Origin of the sequence: Shewanella loihica PV-4, from assembly GCF_000016065.1 — a bacterium.
Taxonomy (GTDB): domain Bacteria; phylum Pseudomonadota; class Gammaproteobacteria; order Enterobacterales; family Shewanellaceae; genus Shewanella; species Shewanella loihica.
On the sequence record NC_009092.1, the window covers coordinates 2,010,257 to 2,027,895 of the forward strand.

Here is a 17,639-nt window from a genome sequence, read left to right on the forward strand (position 1 = left end):
TCAAGCGCTTATCGCAGGGCGATTTAGGGCGCGGCTCGAGCCGAGTTAATGCTTGTGTATGGCGTACCAGAGTTGCCCCAGGGCAATGCCGCCATCGTTAACCGGTACCTGGTGCGAATCGAGCACCTTAATCTTAGCCATCTCTAGGCGTTTACGTGTCTCGCTGAGTAGATAGCGGTTTTGAAACACGCCGCCGCAGAGCGCCACGTCGAAGCCACTATGCTTGATGGCGCAGTCGGTAACCGCCTGGGCCAGCGCGTTCATAAAGCCGCGGGCGATAAGGCTTATGCCTTCGGGCTTGTCCTGCCATTTGAGTAGGGCATCGACCATCTGCTCCCACAGGGATGCGAGCTGCCATACGCCGTCGATCTCACACAGGCTGAAGGCTAGATCCGCCGCTGCTAGCTCGCTTTCTAACTGCGCCTCGCTGACCTCATTGGCCTTGGCCTCGATCAACATGCCGGCCTGACCCTCAAACTGGGTGGTCTGCATCAGTCCCAGTAGGCAGGCGGTGGCGTCAAACAGACGGCCGATGGAGCTGGTCATCTGAATCGCGACACCTTTGTGCCACAGGGTATGCAGGTTGCCGATGAGGCTGGCTGGCAGTTCCTCAAGCGATGCCAGTGGCAGCGCCTTAATTTCATCTGGCGAGTAACGCGCGAACAGCAGTGCCAGCATGATGCGGCGCGGGTCTTTAATTGCCTGCTCGCCGCCGATCAGCGCCATTGGGCTTAGGTGGGCGACGCGCTTGAAACCTGAGATATCGGCTAGCATGGCTTCGCCGCCCCAGAGCTGGCGCTCATCGCCTAGGCCCGTGCCATCGAAGCTAAATCCCAATACCTTGTCGACTCTCTGATTGACGGCCATGACGCTGAGGATATGGGCGTAGTGGTGCTGCACCTGAGTGTAGGCGATGCCTTGCGCATCCTTTTGTTGCTGCGCCCAGATGGTCGAGGCGTAGTCGGGATGCTTGTCGCTCACCAGGTGTTTGGGGCTGAACTGATACAGGCGCTTAAAGGTCGCCAGGGTGTCGATAAAATATTGCTCCGCCTCCAGGCTGAAGAGATCGCCTATGTGTGGGCTGAGCACCAGGTTGTGATCGAAGCCGAAGGCGATGCTGTTCTTCTGCTGGGCGCCAACGGCCAAGGTTTCTTGGGGGACTTCCTCTGGTAGCGCCAGGGTCAGCGGCGCATAGCCCCGCGCCAGACGGATCACCTGCAACTTGTCATCCACCATCTGCACCACACTGTCGTCACAGCCGTTAAGGATCTCGCGGTTATGATCCAGCACGGCATCGACCACCTCGCCCAGGCGCTCGAAGATCTGCTCTGCATGTGTGATGATGGGCTCGCCGCTACGGTTGGCACTGGTGGCCACGAGCGGGCGGTTTAGCCTGCTGAGCAGCAACTGATGCAGCGGCGTGTAGGGCAGAAACAGCCCGAGTCTGTCGATGCCGGGGGCCACGGCCGGGCTCAGCACGTAGCTGCTCAGCGCATCGCTACTGGATTCATCTTTGTTGAGCGCCCTTTGCAGCAGGGTGATGGGCCGCTCGGCGCTTTGCAGCAGTTGCCATTCGGCGTCGCTGCCGCAGGCCAGCGTCTTGGCCATCGGCAGCGAGGCGCACATCACGGCAAAGGGCTTGGCCGGTCTCTGCTTACGGGATCTCAGCTGCATTACCGCCTCATGGTTGGTGGCATCGCACACCAGATGAAATCCGCCGAGCCCCTTGATGGCCAAGGTCTTGCCCTGGGCTAGCAGCTCGACGGCCAGATCCAGCGCGGCGTTCTTCTCTGCCAGTGGTATTTGCTGCGCGTCTAATAGACTGAGCTGTGGGCCGCAATCTGGGCAGCTCACCGGCTGGGCGTGGTAGCGCCTGTCCAGTGGATTCTGATAGGCCGCCGCGCAGGCATCACACATGGCGAATTCTGCCATGGCGGTGTTGGGCCTGTCATAGGGTAGGGCGCGGATCAGGGTATATCTGGGGCCGCAGTTGGTGCAGTTGGTAAAAGGGTACTGATAGTGACGGTTGCCGGGATCCATGATCTCATCGAGACACTCCTGGCAACTGCTCTTGTCGCTGGAGACGGCCACCACGGCCTTGGCATCCGCCTGGCTGTGTACTATCTCGAAGCTGTTGCACTCTTCAAGCGGCAGTTCTGTCTGGCTCAGGCTGTCGATGCGGGCAAGTGGCGGCGGTGTCTGGGTCAGGGCCTCGACGAAGGCGTGAATCGCCGCATCGCTGCCTTGCAGCTCCACTGTCACCCCCTTGCTATGGTTGAAGGTCAGGCCCAGCAGACCAAGCTCAGTCGCCCAGCGGTAGACGAAGGGGCGAAAGCCGACCCCCTGGACGATACCTGTTACCGCCAGTCGTACGCGCTTGGTCGATGCCATGGACCTTTGTAACCCGCTCGACATGCTATAGCCTACGTTTTTTGAGCAGCAGGGCACCGATAGCATGGTTGTTGCCATCGATCTCCAGCAGCTGGTTGTGCTTGAGGGGGAAGTTCTTGCCGACCCTCAGGGCGACCCGCTGACACAGCAAGGGGTTAACCCACTCGCTACCGGCCAGAGCCACCGATTTGACCCCAAGGTTGAGATCCAGATGCTCAATCCAGTTTGCCAGATAGTCGGCGAAGGAGTCGTGCATGCCAAAGGCCAGTTTCTGGCTGTCTCTGTCGTCGGCCAGACGGAAGCTGATCAGGCTGCCCAGTGTCTTGCACCAGTTGAGGCTGCGGTAGGCTTCGCCACGGGTGAGCGGATAGTCGATGCGCGGCGAGTTGCTGCCGCGATGGGCCATGGCAGCGGCCATCAGGGCGTCGTTGAGATCGCCAACGCTCAAGGAGCGGCTCTCGAGACCGAGTATCACCGCGCCCACCGCCCACAGGGTGCTTAAACTATGGCGCTCATTAGGCAGTTTTAGGTCCAGCAGCCTGAGGTAATCTTCGGGATAGCGCTGCTTAAACTTCTCCAGCACCTTGCGCTGGGGGCTCTGCTCCAGCTGATGATAGATCTCATAGCCGTTTTCAGGCAGCTCGGGCAGGGCGAAGAAACGCTCGGCCTCGCACTTGCCATCTAAGGTGTAGATCTGCCCGCCATGGTCACGGCTCAGGTAGATGATGGCGCTGTTCTTATCAAGGCCATGCTCGAGATTCACGCTGTGCAGGGCGCACAGGGCAAGGTCATCATCGCCCAAGATAGCCGGCGTCATGGCGCCGTGGCGACTCTTGACGTCACTGCCTTGTTCCAGCAGGTAGTGACCGCCCTGTTTATCGCTGTGGCTGGCGTAGTAATAGGTGTCCTTGCCCGCCAGCAGCACGGCATCATGTAGCGCCTGCTTGGGGGAGTCGATGCGCAGGCTGTTTGGCGCATTCGTGTGGATCTCGGCCCATTGACCATCGATATAGGCAAGCGCTTCGCCCTGGGCGGGATCCGCGAGATAGACCCAATCTGTGCCGTGCTGTCGCAGATGCTCGGCCAGGATCACCAAGAGGCGGCTGTAGGCGAAGCAGAGATCGTAAAGCGGTTGGGCGAGCTTTGGATGATCTTTGATGGGCCGCGCGCAGATAAGTGGCTTCTCTATGCTCGACAGCGCCAACACCTGAGGATCGCTGAGGTGGAACTGGGCATTTAAAGTGTTGGGATTACAGATAAGCAGGCGAGGGCGCTGACTGTATTTATTGGAACTGTTTTCATCGGGACTGTTGTCAACCGGGCTCAGGCTCAGGTGAATGCCGCCCGCCAGGTCGAGTTCGCCCTGGGTCATCAGCTGCTGATATATGGCCTGAATGTCGCCTGAGGTCAAGCCGCGATAATCCTGATGGATGCGGCGCTCGCCGTGGCAACAGTCGCAGGCAAGATCCAGCTGGCCAAACTCTGGCGCCTGATTATCACCAAAGTGGGGCGCGCACTGCTGACAAAACTCCTGCACCAGTGGCTGGGTTGCCAAGGGAGTCTTGTTGCCGGTCGGCGCGTCGATCAGGGCGATGCGGGAATCGGTGAGCCATACGGAGATCAGAAAATCCTGGGCGATATCATCGGCCAGAGCTTCCAGCTCGCTCTGTTTGCCCTCGGCCTCGATAAAATAGGCGCCGCCCTGGTAACCGACATGGATATTTAGTTCACCATAATTTAGGTATCGGTTACATAAATGCGCGTAAAGCGGCACCTGCCGTGAGCAGGTAAATTCAAATTTGATTGTCTTCATCTAGGGTTACACCGCGCTTATAAGAATCTGGAATGAGCGTTTCAATAGCCAAGTCGTTGATCCGTTCGATCTCGAATCCGAGGGACTTGAAATGGGTGAGTATTGTCGTTTCCATCAGGGGAACGGCGGCGGCGACACGCGGGGTGAGCCCCAGTGTCATAGGTTCGAGTACGGTTGGCGTGCAGCCAAGTACGAAAGTTTTTGGTCTGTCTCCGACCATCTCCATCATGGTCAATGTCTGTAACATCTCCACCTCGTGTGCGCTTCCTTGCCAATCGATCTCGCAGGGAGCCTTGTCGAAATCGAAAAAATAGACCTCTCCTGGTCCGACGCCGTGGGCGTTGACTGTATCTACCACCACAAGATAGTCGTATTTACAGATAATGGGAATTAGCCCTTGGGCTAAGGTGCCACCATCCATCACATCGAGTTGATGCGACGGATGGCTAAAGCGATAGTTTTCTTGCAGGTAATTGACAAAATGTACGCCGATCCCTTCATCGGCGTACAGCACATTACCAATACCGAGTAACAGTATTTTCATGGCGCCCTTATTTAGTGCTTCTTAGGATGGTAGTCATAGCCAGAGACGATGGAATCTACCGAATTATGTTTAAATCTGATGCCGGTCCAAACCGCCATATAGACGTGGATCACCACAAAGATAATAAACACCCAAGTAAAGTAATGGTGCCAGATCCTCAGCTGGGCCAGGCCGCCCATTGCGCCGGTCAACCAGGCCGCAAAGTCGCCTAACATGCCGCCAAGGCCGAGATGATAGACGTTAGCGTACAGTGCCAGGCCTGTGATGCAGATAAGCGCTGCGATCACTGACACGGCAAAGTAGGTGACAAACTGCAAGGGACCATACACACCTTTCTTGTCCAGGTGTCCCATCCAAAGATAGGACTTAAGCTGCACTATCCAGCTGTTGACACTGGCGACATCCTTAAAGGAGCGCCGCTCTATGTCGCTCTTGCTGAAGAAGAACAGATAGGCCCTGGCAAGCGTGATGGCACACAGCACGAAGCCGAAGATCAGGTGGGCAAATCTTATCCACCCTTGTACCAACACATCAGTGCTGCTCGGCGCCACCAAAAACGGCCAGGCAATATAGAAGCCTGTTATGACAAGAACCAGTATGGAGAGCGCTCGCAACCAGTGAAAAATCCTGATCGCGGCGCTGAAGATAAAGGCTCTCTCATAGGGTACATTGGTTGTAGCCATGAGTTGCTCCTTAGTTATTGCCGTTTGGGTCGATACGGAACTCACCCAGATCTTGGCCCTTATAGTCCATCACGTGTACCGAACAGGCCATACATGGGTCGAATGAGTGGATGATACGTATCACTTCCAGTGGCTTGGTTGGGTCTTCCAGCTTGAGGCCCAATAGGGATGCCTCATAGGGACCTACCTTACCGGCGGCGTCCACAGGGCCTGCGTTCCAGGTGGTGGGCACCACAGCCTGATAGTTCTCCACCAGACCGTTCTTGATGCGGATCCAGTGGCTGAGCATGCCGCGCGGCGCCTCGATCATGGCGTGACCCACATACTCTTTGCTTGGGTCGATCTCTGGCTTCACATAGGTGGCCTCATCCACAAGCAGGTTGTTGATCAGGGCATCGAAGGTCTTAAGACCCTGCTCGGCCACGATAACGGTTTGCAGCATGCGCGCCGCGGTGCGGCCAAGTGTAGTAAACAGGGCTTCAACCGGTAGGCCAGTGGCCTCCAGCAGGCCGTTTACCGCTTCGACCACCACCTTGTTGCCGCGGGCATAGCTGACCAGCAGGCTAGAGAGTGGACCTACCTCGACCGGCTCACCCTGATAGCGTGGTGATTTCACCCAGCTGTACTTGCCGTCGCCATCCAGTGTCGGCAGCTTGCCGTAGACTGTGTCGCGCTCCACGAACCCTGTGTAGTTAGGGATTGTGGTGCCTTCATAAGGATGTTGTGGTTCGCTTGCGTCATACCAGGCGTGGCTCACATCTTCCTTGATCAGATCTGGGTTGATGTCGGTGACATTGGCCAGATCGCCATTCATGATCACACCCTGGTCGAACATGTACTGACCGTCGGCGAGGACGAAGTCGTTGGTCGCCAGGAAGTTCTTCACGTTGACGCCGCCGAGCACGCTAGGCTCGCCGCCGAAGGCTTCGGCCGCCATGACGATATCCGCCTTGTAGGCGCGGTTGATAAAGTCGGCCACGATGGCGTGTTTCTGTTTCCACTCCTGCAGACGGGCAGGGCTTAACATGTCACGCACCGAGGTAACACCACCGACCACCAGTGACTGAGGATGCGGCTGCTTACCACCGAAGATGGCCAGCATCTCGGCCGCAACGCGCTGTACTTCCAGTGCCTTGAGGTAGTGAGACAGGGCGATCAGGTTCTGCTCAGGGGTAAACTTATAGGTGCCGTTGCCCCAGTAAGCGTTGGCGAAGGGGCCAAGTTTACCGGTTTCGACGAAGCCCTTGACGCGCTCTTGTACCGCGCGCAGCTCACCCTCGCCGGCGGCGATTGGGTTGTGGGTATATTTCAGCGCCACCTGTGCGGCGGCTGCCGGATCGGCACTCAGCGCAGAGACCACATCCACCCAGTCCAGGCCGTGGAGGTGATAGAAGTGCACTATGTGGTCATGCATATAAAGCGAGGTTTGCATGAGCGAGCGCAGATACTTGGCGTTAAGCGGGATCTTCACCCCTAAGGCGTTCTCAACCGCTTCGGTACCACAGCGATAGTGTGAATAGGTACAGACACCACAGATACGTTGAACGATAAGGCCCACATCCATCGGGGTACGTCCCTTGAGTATCACCTCGATGCCACGCCAAAGGGTGGAGGAGGACCAGGCTTTTTGAACAACATTATTTTCGTCGACTTCGACCTCGATGCGCAGATGGCCTTCGATTCGAGTGATAGGGTCGATAACTACACGTTTGCTCATTGAATTAGTCCTCCTTCGAATTGGCAAATACGCTGGCAACAGCATGAGCGCCGATACCTACAGCTGTGGCACCCAAGATCACTGCGCCGACGGTATCGGCCGTTGCGTCCAGCCCGTGAAGGAGCTGTCTGCCAAGGGGTTTTTCAAAGTCGGCCATGTCGTCCCAGAAGTTAGGCTCGGAGCAGCCCATACATCCGTGACCCGCAAGTACAGGCCAACTGGTGTGGTGATTGAATCTTTCTGTGGGGCAGTTGTTATAGGTATAAGGCCCTTTACATCCCACCTTATAGAGGCAGTAACCCTCTTTCGCACCTTCATCGCCAAACTGCTCGACAAATTCGCCCGCATCGAAGCGGCCGCGACGTTCACAGTTGTCGTGTACCCGTGCGCCGTAGGCCCACTTAGGACGGTTGAACATATCCAGCGCAGGCAGTTTGCCGAACATGATGAAATACATCAGAGTGCCGACAATGTTCTTCTCACTCGGTGGGCAGCCACCTAAGTTAACCACTGTCTTGTTCACTACCTTATCGACGCCTTTGGCACCGGTTGGATTAGGGGCGGCGGCCTGTACACCACCGAAGGAGGCGCAGGTACCGACAGAGATGATCGCCGCAGCGCCTTCGGCCGCATGCTTGATGATCTCAAGGCCGGTGTGACCCTTACAGCCAACGGTGAGGAAGGCACCATTGTTGGCGGTAGGGATAGCCCCTTCGACGGCCAGCAGGTAGTTACCCTTGTAGGTTTCCAGTGCGTGTTCCAGGTTCTCTTCGGCTTGCCAACCGGCGGCGGCCATCAGAGTTTCATGGTATTCCAATGAAACATGGTCGAAGATCAGCGAGTCGAGGTTAGGGGTGTCTGCACGTACCAGAGATTCGGAGCAGCCGGTACATTCGGCCATGTGCAACCAGATCAGTGGTACGCGATCCGCCAACTCGGCGGCTTCAGCAACCAGTGTGCTAAAGGGGAGCGGCAATGCCAGCATAGCGGTGACGGCGGCGCTCCATTTCATAAAGTCTCGGCGGGTGATTCCATGCTCTTCCATCTTGTCTTGCAATGTCTGAGCATGACGAGGCGCCAAGCGACGTAACTCTTCGAGGCGTGCTTGGCCTTGTTGATATAAGGCGGCATGTGTGTCCATGGTTAACCCTTTGTTTTCATTTTGATGCGAAAATGTAGTGGCACGATTCAGTAACTTAGTTTAGGCCTCAAATTCCGTGCGAATGTTGATGTATGTCAACATTTATAAACCTTGTGATCCGCAAGGGCATTCCACCTTCTATAGCTATGAGCTGGATCAAGTTTATTTAAAAACATGGGTCAAAATGTCCCACTTTTTGGCGGCATTTGATCCGCTTCAAACTTTATGTCTGTTGCATAAATGTTTGTTTTGTATGCTTATAAATAAAGTTGGTTAAAACTTCGGCTTTTTAGACCAACCTTAATTACACTTAAGGTGCGGACACGATTAAGGAGTCAGAATATGGAATCGATGAAAGTCGTTGATTATATGGATCGCCAGCCGGTGTTATTACAGGCAGACATGACACTGGCGGCCGCGGTCGAGAAGCTGCTCTCACAAAAAAAACTAGGCGCAGCAGTGGTCGATGCACAGGGTCATTTGGTGGGGTTTTTGTCGCAACAAGATTGTTTAGCCGTGATGCTTAAGAGTACTTATCACTGCGATCTCACCGCCAACGTGAGTGACTGCATGCGCACCGATGTACTTACCGTCAGCAAGGATGAGCCCATCATCAGTTTGGCGGAGCAGATGCTGCTGCCCAAGCCTAAGATCTATCCGGTGATCGACCAGGGCAGGGTGGTCGGCATCATAGACAGAAATGCCGTATTGAGGGCGATCAACACCTCCATGCAGGAGTGTTATCTTAAACCTGCCTAAGTCAATGCTTATGTTCACCTTTTTATCGACAAGCACCACACGGCAAAACCGATAATCAGGTGAACAAATTCGCCCGCTAGAGGCGATTTTCCATATCAAAATGGCGCGTTCCTTGGTAGGATCCCTGCTTTGTGTTTTGTTATATGGGTTTTTCCTTTGAATTCGCCACGTCACCCCCTGTCTCATGCCTTTCTCAACCAGTGTTTTCAGGCCGATGCCTCTCGCATCAAGCGCCGCCTCCATAGACTGAAAAAACAAGCCGACGGCGAGCAGAAAGATGAGGCGCTGGCCCAGTTAGAAGAGCAGGCCATTGCCGCCGCAGCTAAGGTGGAGAGCCGTAGGCAGAATCGCCCCGAGATCAGTTATCCCGATGCCTTGCCCGTGTCGCAAAAGCGCGGCGAGATAGCCGAGGCGATCGCCAATAACCAGGTGGTGATTGTGGCCGGTGAGACAGGCTCGGGTAAGACGACCCAGCTGCCGAAGATCTGTCTCGAGCTTGGCCTGGGCACCCGCGGCCTGATTGGCCACACCCAGCCAAGACGACTGGCCGCCCGCAGCGTGGCGACCCGTGTGGCCGAAGAACTCAATAGCCCACTGGGCGAAGTGGTAGGCTTTAAGGTGCGTTTCGCCGATGCCATCAAGCCGACCTCTTACATCAAGCTGATGACTGACGGTATCTTGCTGGCGGAGCTGAGTTCAGACAAATACCTGGATCAGTACGACACCATCATTATCGATGAGGCCCACGAGCGAAGCCTGAATATCGACTTCATCCTGGGTTACCTCAAGAGCGTGCTCAAGCGCCGTCCGGATCTCAAGGTGATCATCACCTCGGCCACCATAGACGTGGAGAGATTCTCTAAGCATTTCAATAATGCGCCTGTTATCGAGGTGTCGGGCCGTACCTATCCGGTGGAGACCCGCTACCGTCCGCTAGTCGGCGAGCAGGATGAAGACTTAGATCTCACCGACGGCATCTTCGCCGCGGTGGAGGAGCTGATGGCCGAGGGGCCGGGGGATATCCTGATCTTCCTCAACGGCGAACGTGAGATCCGCGACCTGGCCGACCAGCTCAACAAACAGCAGTATCGCGATACCGAGGTGTTACCCCTGTATGCGCGTCTCTCCTATGGTGAGCAGTCCAAGGTATTTAAGAGTCATCGCGGACGCCGTATCGTGCTGGCCACCAACGTGGCGGAAACTTCGTTGACGGTTCCCGGCATCAAGTATGTGATCGACCCGGGCACGGCGCGCATCAGCCGTTACAGCTATCGCACTAAGGTGCAGCGCCTGCCGATCGAACCTATCTCCCAGGCGAGCGCCAACCAGCGTCAGGGCCGTTGTGGCCGCGTGGCGCCGGGGATCTGTATTCGTCTCTATGATGAGGCGGACTTTAACAACCGCCCCGAGTTTACCGATCCCGAGATCCTAAGGACCAACCTGGCTTCTGTCATTTTGCAGATGCTCTCCATCGGCCTTGGCGACATCGAAGGTTTCCCCTTCATTCAGCCGCCCGATGCCAGATATATCCGTGATGGTTTCCTGCTGCTGGAAGAGCTGCAGTCGGTGCGTAAACACAAGGGCCAGCTGCAACTCACCCCGCTGGGCCGTCAATTGGCGAGTATCCCTGTGGATCCGCGCCTGGCGCGCATGGTGGTGCAGGCCAAGGAATATGGCTGCCTGCATGAGACACTGGTGATCACCGCGGGTCTTTCGATTCAAGATCCCCGCGAGCGCCCAATGGATAAGAAGCAGGCCGCCGATGAGGCCCACAGACGCTTCAACGACAAGGACTCTGACTTCATCGCCTGGGTCAAGCTGTGGGATCACATCAAGGAGCAGCAGAAAGCCCTGTCTGCCAGTCAGTTCCGTAAGCTGTGTAAGCAGGAGTTTCTCGCCTATCTGCGGGTGCGTGAATGGCAGGATCTCTATACCCAGCTGCGACAGGCGGTGCACGACCTCAAGTGGAAGCTCAACAGCGAGCCCGCCGACTATGAGCTGCTGCATAAATCTTTGCTGACCGGCCTGCTGAGCCATATCGGTTTCAAGGATAAGGACAACGAGTATCTGGGGGCGCGTAACCGCAAGTTCTTCGTCTTCCCCGGCTCGCCGCTGGCCAAGAAGGGACCTAAGTGGATCATGGCCGCCGAGATGACCGAGACCTCGCGACTGTTTGCCCGCTGCTGCGCCAAGATCCAGCCTGAATGGGTCGAGCCCCTGGCCGGCCATCTGGTGAAGAAAAGCTATGTGGAGCCCCATTTCGAGGCCAAGCAGGGCAGTGTGGTGGCGCTGGAGAATCAGCAGCTCTACGGCCTGACCATAGTCAATCGCCGCCGGGTGCAATATGGCCCTGTGGAGCCGGTGGAGGCCCGCGAGATCTTTATTCGCAGCGCCTTGGCCGAAGGGGAGCTGCGCACCAAGGAGGCATTTTTTGTCAACAACCGTGCGCTTATCGACGATATCGAGGCGCTGGAGCACAAGTCCCGCCGCCGCGACATCTTGGTGGACGAGCAGGCGCTGGTGGATTTCTATGAGGCGCGCATTCCCGAGGGGATCTACAACGCGCCTAAGCTGCTGACCTGGTGGAAGCAGGAGAAGAAGCGTCAGCCGCATCTGCTGGACTTTGAACGTGAGCAGCTGATGAAGCGCAGCGACGAGCATATCTCGGCGCTGGACTTCCCCGACAGCTGGCATCAGGGCAACTTTAACCTGCCCCTGAGTTATCACTTCGAGCCGGCGGACGTAGATGACGGCGTATCGGTGCATCTTCCCGTCGCGCTGCTTAACCAGATAGAGGCCCAGGGCTTCGACTGGTTGGTGCCGGGGCTGAGGGAAGAGAAGATCACCGCGCTGATCAAGTCCCTGCCTAAGACACTGAGACGTAACTTCGTTCCGGCGCCGGATTATGCCAGGGCCTGCTTACAGGCGATGGCTAATACTAATAGCAGCAGTGAGACGAGCCTGCTGGAGGCCATGTGTAAGCAGCTGCTGCGCATGAGCGGCGTGCGTATCTCCGTCGATGATTTCGATCTCACCCAGCTCGCGCCGCATCTTCTGATCAACTTCAAGGTGGAAGATGACAAGGGTAAGTTGATCGCACAGGGCAGGGAGCTTGAGCAGCTAAAAGATAAGCTACAGGGCAGGGTAACCCAGGCGATTCGCAATGTTGCCGAGAGCGGCATAGAGCAAAGCGAGCTGACCCAGTGGAGCTTTGGCGACTTGCCCAAACAGTATGAGAAGAAGCGGGGGAACTTCCAGGTGAAGGCCTTCCCCGCGCTGGTGGACAACAAAGACAGCGTGGCCATCAAGCTGTTTGATGATGAGCATGAGGCCGGCCGCTGCCATAAGGCGGGTCTGCAGCGCCTCTTGCTGCTCAACATGCCATCGCCGGTGAAGCACCTGCAGAACACCCTGCCCAACAAGGCCAAGTTGGCCATGTACTTCAACCCCTTTGGCCAGGTGCAGTATCTCATCGACGATATCCTGTCGGCGGCGGTGCAGCAGTTGCTGGATGAGAAGGGCTTAGATGTGCGCAGCGCCGAGCAGTTCGAGCAGGCTAAAGATGTGGTGCGTCAGGATCTTAACCCCACGGCGGCCAAGATCGCGCTGCAGGTGGAGGAGATCTTGACCCTGTATCAGAAGGTGAAGAAGCGCCTCAAGGGCAAGATCAGCCTGGATATCGCCTTTGCAATGAGCGACATTCAGACCCAGTTGGATAACCTGGTATTCAAGGGCTTTGTCGAGCAGTGCGGTTGGCAGCGGCTTTCTGATTTAATCAGGTATATCAAGGCGATAGATAATCGTTTAGATAAGCTTCCCGTGGATCCTAACCGTGACCGCCTGCATCTGCATAGCATCAACAATGTGCAACAGACCCTGGCAGCCCAGCTGGCCAAGGTGCCCCGCAGCGCGCCTGTGCCCGAGGCGCTGCAGGAGGCTCGCTGGATGATAGAGGAGTATCGCGTCTCCTGTTTCGCCCAGGTGTTAGGTACCGCCTATCCCATCTCGGAGAAGCGGATCCTCAACCGCATCGCCGAAGCCTGATTGTTGTCATAAAGACTGAAGAAGCACCCGCAACGGGTGCTTTTTTTTACCCCACTAAATCCCCCTCTACCCCCATCGATATATTTTTACGATTTAGATCACATTTTGACTTACGAAATCGCCATTTTGTGACTATGTTTTAGTTGTTTATGAATAGCTAATTTATTCATTTTGTTGCTTTCTCAATCGAAATACGTGTCTAGGAGAGGTGATCTGGGTTTTATCTGCGACAAAAGGATGATCCAGATCAAACCTGCATAGAATTTACCGATTTAGGGGTATACAGAATGTTAAGAAGTTATTGATACCATAAATAACAGGAAGAAAAGTATGGTTTTATCGTTTGATTGGTCCACACCAACCACTGGCTAGCCTGCTTTATCTGCTATGAAAACCGGCATGACCCGTTGGAGGATGCATGAGTTCCACACCTAATGAAGAGAAAAGTTTAGAGCTAAAAATATTTGTGTTTCTAACCGTTTTTCTTGCTCCCCTGCTGTCAGTGTTACTCGTTTCTGGTTTGGGCTTCGCTATCTGGTTTAGCCAGATATTTACCGGCCCGCCAGGTGCAGGTTAACCCACTGTATTCGAACAATTATTAAGAGTGTAAATGTCAATGAGCAATGAACTTCACGTCACCAGTTTAGTGGTTCAGGTTAAGCCTGAATTTATGTCGAGTGTCAGACAGACAATCATGAAGATGGAAAATGCTGAGTTGTCTGTAAACGATGAGGTCAAGCTGGTCGTTGTGCTGGAAGGCATGACCCAGAAGGGCCTGATGGCTGACATCGAGGCGATCAACAAGATTGAGGGCGTGCTGTCCGCAGCCATGGTGTATCACCAGAGTGAAGTGCTTGAAGAGGTTGAAAAATGAAGATGAATCGACGCGAATTTATGAAGGCAAATGCGGCCATGGCCGCTGCCTCAGTGGCTGGTTTGGCCTTGCCTGCAACGGCAAGCAACCTAATTACCAGTTCAGAGCAGACTAAACTTGAGTGGAACAAGGCGCCATGTCGTTTCTGCGGTACAGGTTGTTCGGTCATTGTCGCGACACGCGACGGCAAGGTGGTTGCGACTCACGGCGACGCCGAGAGTGAGGTAAACCGTGGCCTGAACTGTATCAAGGGTTACTTCCTGTCTAAGATCATGTACGGCAAGGACAGACTGCAGAGCCCTATGCTGCGTATGACCAACGGCAAATACGACAAGCATGGCGAGTTTACCCCAGTGAGCTGGGACACAGCCTTCGATACCATGGCGGACAAGTGGAAAGCCACCATCAAGAAGAAGGGCCCTACCGCCATAGGTATGTTCGGCTCAGGCCAGTGGACAGTATGGGAAGGCTACGCCGCCTCTAAATTGATGAAGGCCGGTTTTGGCTCAAACAACATCGACCCTAACGCCCGTCACTGTATGGCGTCTGCGGTAGGTGGCTTCATGCGTACCTTCGGTATCGATGAGCCTATGGGTTGTTACGATGACATGGAAAACGCCGATGCCTTCGTGCTCTGGGGTTCTAACATGGCCGAGATGCACCCTATCCTCTGGAGCCGTGTTACCGACCGTCGTCTTAGCGCGCCACACGTTAAGGTGTCTGTGCTATCGACCTTTACCCACAGATCATTCGACCTGGCCGATCTCGGTATCGTCTTCACGCCGCAGACAGACCTGGCTATTCTGAACTTTATCGGCAACTACATCATTCAAAACGATGCGGTAAACTGGGATTTCGTCAACAAGCACGTTAACTTCCGTAAGGGTGAAACCGACATCGGCTACGGCCTGCGTCCAACCCATCCACTGCAGCAGAAAGCCAAGAACGTTAAGACCGCCGGTAAGTCTACGCCGATCGAATTTGATGCCTTCAAGGCCTTCGTTGCCGACTATGACGTGGCCTCTGTCAGCAAGCTTTCTGGCGTGCCGGAAGATAAGCTGATTGAACTGGCGAAACTCTACGCCGATCCAAATACCAAGGTGACCTCATTCTGGACCATGGGCTTCAACCAACATACCCGTGGTGTATGGTGTAACAACCTGATTTATAACATTCACCTGCTAACAGGTAAGATCTCGACGCCGGGTAACAGCCCATTCTCGCTGACCGGTCAACCCTCTGCCTGTGGTACCGCCCGTGAAGTGGGTACCTTCTCACATCGTCTGCCTGCAGACCTAGTGGTGAATAACCCAGAACACAGAAAGATTGCCGAGAAGATCTGGAAGATCCCAGATGGCATCATTCCACCTAAGCCTGGCTACCACGCGGTAGAGCAGAATCGTCGTCTGAAAGATGGTGATATCAATGCCTACTGGGTACAGGTAAACAACAACATGCAGGCCGGTCCTAACATCAACGAGGAAGGTCTACCTGGCTATCGTAACCCTGAAAACTTCATCGTGGTGTCTGACGCCTACCCAACGGTAACTACACAGGCCGCCGACCTTATTCTGCCAACCGCCATGTGGGTGGAGAAAGAGGGCGCCTATGGTAACGCCGAGCGTCGTACCCAGTTCTGGCATCAGATGGTGAAGGCACCGGGCGAGTCTCGCTCAGATCTTTGGCAGTTGATGGAGTTCTCTAAGCGTTTCACCACAGACGAAGTCTGGCCAAAAGAGGTGCTGGCGGCGAACCCTGAGTACAAGGGCAAGACGCTGTTCCAGGTACTCTACCAGAACGGTAACGTAGATAAGTTCCCACTGGAGCAGGCCGATCCTAAGTATATGAACGATGAAGCCAAGCACTTTGGTTACTATGTTCAGAAGGGTCTGTTTGAAGAGTACGCTACTTTCGGTCGCGGTCATGGCCATGACTTGGCTGACTTCGATACCTACCATGAGGTGCACGGTCTGCGCTGGCCTGTGGTTAACGGTAAAGAGACCAAGTGGCGCTTCCGCGAAGGCAGCGATCCTTATGTGAAACCAGGTACAGGCTTCCAGTTCTACGGTAAGCCAGATGGTAAGGCGGTTATCTACGCTCTGCCATACGAGCCTGCCGCCGAGTCGCCAGATGAAGAGTTTAACCTTTGGTTATCGACCGGTCGTGTGCTGGAGCACTGGCACTCAGGTTCTATGACCCAGCGTGTGCCCGAGCTGTACCGCGCCTTCCCGGATGCCGTGTGCTTCATGCATCCAGAAGACGCTAAGAAACGCGGCCTGCGTCGCGGTGATGAGGTGAAGGTGGTTTCTCGCCGTGGTGAGATCAAGACACGTGTCGAGACCCGTGGCCGTAACAAGCCGCCTGTCGGTCTGGTCTTTGTGCCTTGGTTCGACGCCAGCCAGCTGATTAACAAGGTGACGCTAGATGCGACGGATCCTTTGTCTAAACAGACTGACTTTAAGAAGTGCGCAGTTAAAGTAGTTAAGGCATAAGGAGAATCACCATGAAATCATTGAAACTTGTAACCTTGGCGACTCTGGTGACTCTCTCTGTCGGCGCGACCTTTAGCAGCGTGGCTGCCAGCGTGCCTGATGAGAAGGTTGCCACCCTCAGGCAGGCGCCGCTCGACACTAACCCGACGCCGCCTGTGATGCAGAAGGTGCGTAACACAGACGTTAAGCAGGTGCGTAACTATCCGATGCAGCCGCCGGTGATCCCCCATAAGATCGACGGCTATCAGATAGACCTGAAGGTGAATAAGTGTATGTCGTGCCATGCCCGTAAGCGTGTTGGCGACTCACAGGCACCTATGGTGAGTGTGACCCACTACATGGACAGGGAAAATAACTTCTTAGCGGATCTTTCTCCACGTCGCTATTTCTGTACTCAGTGCCATGTGCCCCAGCTGGATGCAAAAACCTTGGTAGGTAATGACTTTATCGATATCGACCACTTGATTAAAGCTGAAGCAGCTAAGCACTAGGAGCGGCCGTATGTTAGATAAGTTGAAAAAAATCTGGCAGGTGTTAAGAAAACCCAGCGTGCATTTTAGCTTAGGTTTTCTTACCTTAGGCGGCTTCGTCGCGGGGGTGATCTTCTGGGGGGGATTCAACACCGCCCTGGAAGCCACCAACCAGGAAGCCTTCTGTATAGGCTGTCACGAGATGGAAAATAACGTGTATCAGGAGCTAAAGTCGACGATACACTTTACCAACCGCAGTGGTGTGCGTGCGACCTGTCCGGATTGTCACGTGCCTCACAACTGGACAGATAAGATAGCCCGTAAGATGCAGGCCTCGAAAGAGGTGTGGGGCAAGGTATTCGGCACCATCAACACGCGTGACAAGTTTGAGGCCAAGCGCCGCGAACTGGCAGAGCATGAATGGGCACGACTCAAGGCCAACGATTCGCTTGAATGTCGTAACTGCCACAATTTCGACTACATGGACTTTACTCGTCAATCGACACGTGCGGCCAATATGCACTCCACATCATTGGCCAGCGGCGAGAAGACCTGTATCGATTGTCATAAGGGTATTGCTCACCACTTACCTGATATGAAAGGGGTCGAAGGCTTCTAGTTAAGCCTGCTCGTTGGGCATTAGCGCTTTAGACACCATCTCCAAGTAAAAACGCCAGCATTCATCTCGCTGGCGTTTTTTTATCTTTTTTT

General features: G+C 55.0%; 13 protein-coding genes. 7 read left to right on the forward strand and 6 right to left on the reverse strand.

Going from position 1 to position 17,639, the window contains the following annotated elements:
• Positions 1-45: 45 nt before the first annotated feature.
• Genes hypF through hyaA form a run of 6 tightly spaced genes read right to left on the reverse strand, consistent with a single transcriptional unit; the run spans position 46 to position 8,289 of the window.
• Positions 46-2,415, reverse strand: coding sequence for a carbamoyltransferase HypF (gene hypF / locus SHEW_RS09100; RefSeq protein ID WP_041406609.1), 2,370 nt, complete (start codon positions 2,413-2,415; stop codon positions 46-48).
• A gap of 1 nt (position 2,416) precedes the next feature.
• Positions 2,417-4,204, reverse strand: a complete 1,788-nt coding sequence (locus SHEW_RS09105) for a hypothetical protein (RefSeq protein WP_011865559.1) — start codon at positions 4,202-4,204, stop codon at positions 2,417-2,419.
• A complete protein-coding gene (locus SHEW_RS09110; RefSeq protein WP_011865560.1) occupies positions 4,185-4,748 on the reverse strand; it encodes a HyaD/HybD family hydrogenase maturation endopeptidase in 564 nt (187 codons plus the stop codon). Before SHEW_RS09110 ends, SHEW_RS09105 begins: the two co-directional genes overlap by 20 nt.
• An 11-nt stretch (positions 4,749-4,759) precedes the next feature.
• Positions 4,760-5,431, reverse strand: coding sequence for a Ni/Fe-hydrogenase, b-type cytochrome subunit (cybH, locus tag SHEW_RS09115; protein ID WP_011865561.1), 672 nt, complete (start codon positions 5,429-5,431; stop codon positions 4,760-4,762).
• 10 nt (positions 5,432-5,441) lie between these two features.
• A complete protein-coding gene (hyaB, locus tag SHEW_RS09120; protein WP_011865562.1) occupies positions 5,442-7,148 on the reverse strand; it encodes a nickel-dependent hydrogenase large subunit in 1,707 nt (568 codons plus the stop codon).
• Between the two features lie 4 nt (positions 7,149-7,152).
• Positions 7,153-8,289 carry a nickel-dependent hydrogenase small subunit gene (hyaA, locus tag SHEW_RS09125; RefSeq protein ID WP_011865563.1) on the reverse strand — a complete coding sequence of 379 codons (1,137 nt, stop codon included), beginning with the start codon at positions 8,287-8,289 and terminating at the stop codon, positions 7,153-7,155.
• 342 nt (positions 8,290-8,631) lie between these two features.
• On the opposite strand from hyaA, the gene SHEW_RS09130 reads away from it, so the two are divergent.
• The 7 genes from SHEW_RS09130 (at position 8,632) to SHEW_RS09155 (ending at position 17,547) form a co-directional block, all read left to right on the forward strand.
• On the forward strand, positions 8,632-9,048 hold the full coding sequence (locus SHEW_RS09130) for a CBS domain-containing protein (RefSeq protein ID WP_011865564.1): 417 nt from the start codon (positions 8,632-8,634) through the stop codon (positions 9,046-9,048).
• Between the two features lie 156 nt (positions 9,049-9,204).
• On the forward strand, positions 9,205-13,092 hold the full coding sequence (gene hrpA, locus SHEW_RS09135) for an ATP-dependent RNA helicase HrpA (RefSeq protein WP_011865565.1): 3,888 nt from the start codon (positions 9,205-9,207) through the stop codon (positions 13,090-13,092).
• A gap of 418 nt (positions 13,093-13,510) precedes the next feature.
• Positions 13,511-13,669, forward strand: a complete 159-nt coding sequence (locus SHEW_RS20390) for a nitrate reductase (RefSeq protein WP_011865566.1) — start codon at positions 13,511-13,513, stop codon at positions 13,667-13,669.
• Between the two features lie 39 nt (positions 13,670-13,708).
• Positions 13,709-13,966 (forward strand): chaperone NapD, encoded by a 258-nt coding sequence (locus tag SHEW_RS09140; protein ID WP_041406610.1) that lies wholly within the window; start codon positions 13,709-13,711, stop codon positions 13,964-13,966.
• A 2-nt stretch (positions 13,967-13,968) separates the two neighbouring features.
• Positions 13,969-16,458, forward strand: coding sequence for a nitrate reductase catalytic subunit NapA (gene napA, locus SHEW_RS09145; protein WP_041407111.1), 2,490 nt, complete (start codon positions 13,969-13,971; stop codon positions 16,456-16,458).
• An 11-nt stretch (positions 16,459-16,469) separates the two neighbouring features.
• On the forward strand, positions 16,470-16,949 hold the full coding sequence (locus SHEW_RS09150; RefSeq protein ID WP_011865569.1) for a nitrate reductase cytochrome c-type subunit: 480 nt from the start codon (positions 16,470-16,472) through the stop codon (positions 16,947-16,949).
• A 10-nt stretch (positions 16,950-16,959) separates the two neighbouring features.
• Entirely contained in the window at positions 16,960-17,547 is a 588-nt protein-coding gene (locus tag SHEW_RS09155) for a cytochrome c3 family protein (protein ID WP_011865570.1), read from the forward strand.
• Positions 17,548-17,639 lie beyond the last annotated feature (92 nt).

Coding starts and splice junctions, on each gene's coding strand:
- hypF (WP_041406609.1), bottom strand. CDS start 2,415: ATGTCGAGCGGGTTACAAAGGTCCATGGCATCGACCAAGCGCGTACGA.
- SHEW_RS09105 (WP_011865559.1), bottom strand. CDS start 4,204: ATGAAGACAATCAAATTTGAATTTACCTGCTCACGGCAGGTGCCGCTT.
- SHEW_RS09110 (WP_011865560.1), bottom strand. CDS start 4,748: ATGAAAATACTGTTACTCGGTATTGGTAATGTGCTGTACGCCGATGAA.
- cybH (WP_011865561.1), bottom strand. CDS start 5,431: ATGGCTACAACCAATGTACCCTATGAGAGAGCCTTTATCTTCAGCGCC.
- hyaB (WP_011865562.1), bottom strand. CDS start 7,148: ATGAGCAAACGTGTAGTTATCGACCCTATCACTCGAATCGAAGGCCAT.
- hyaA (WP_011865563.1), bottom strand. CDS start 8,289: ATGGACACACATGCCGCCTTATATCAACAAGGCCAAGCACGCCTCGAA.
- SHEW_RS09130 (WP_011865564.1), top strand. CDS start 8,632: ATGGAATCGATGAAAGTCGTTGATTATATGGATCGCCAGCCGGTGTTA.
- SHEW_RS20390 (WP_011865566.1), top strand. CDS start 13,511: ATGAGTTCCACACCTAATGAAGAGAAAAGTTTAGAGCTAAAAATATTT.
- SHEW_RS09140 (WP_041406610.1), top strand. CDS start 13,709: ATGAGCAATGAACTTCACGTCACCAGTTTAGTGGTTCAGGTTAAGCCT.
- napA (WP_041407111.1), top strand. CDS start 13,969: ATGAATCGACGCGAATTTATGAAGGCAAATGCGGCCATGGCCGCTGCC.
- SHEW_RS09150 (WP_011865569.1), top strand. CDS start 16,470: ATGAAATCATTGAAACTTGTAACCTTGGCGACTCTGGTGACTCTCTCT.
- SHEW_RS09155 (WP_011865570.1), top strand. CDS start 16,960: ATGTTAGATAAGTTGAAAAAAATCTGGCAGGTGTTAAGAAAACCCAGC.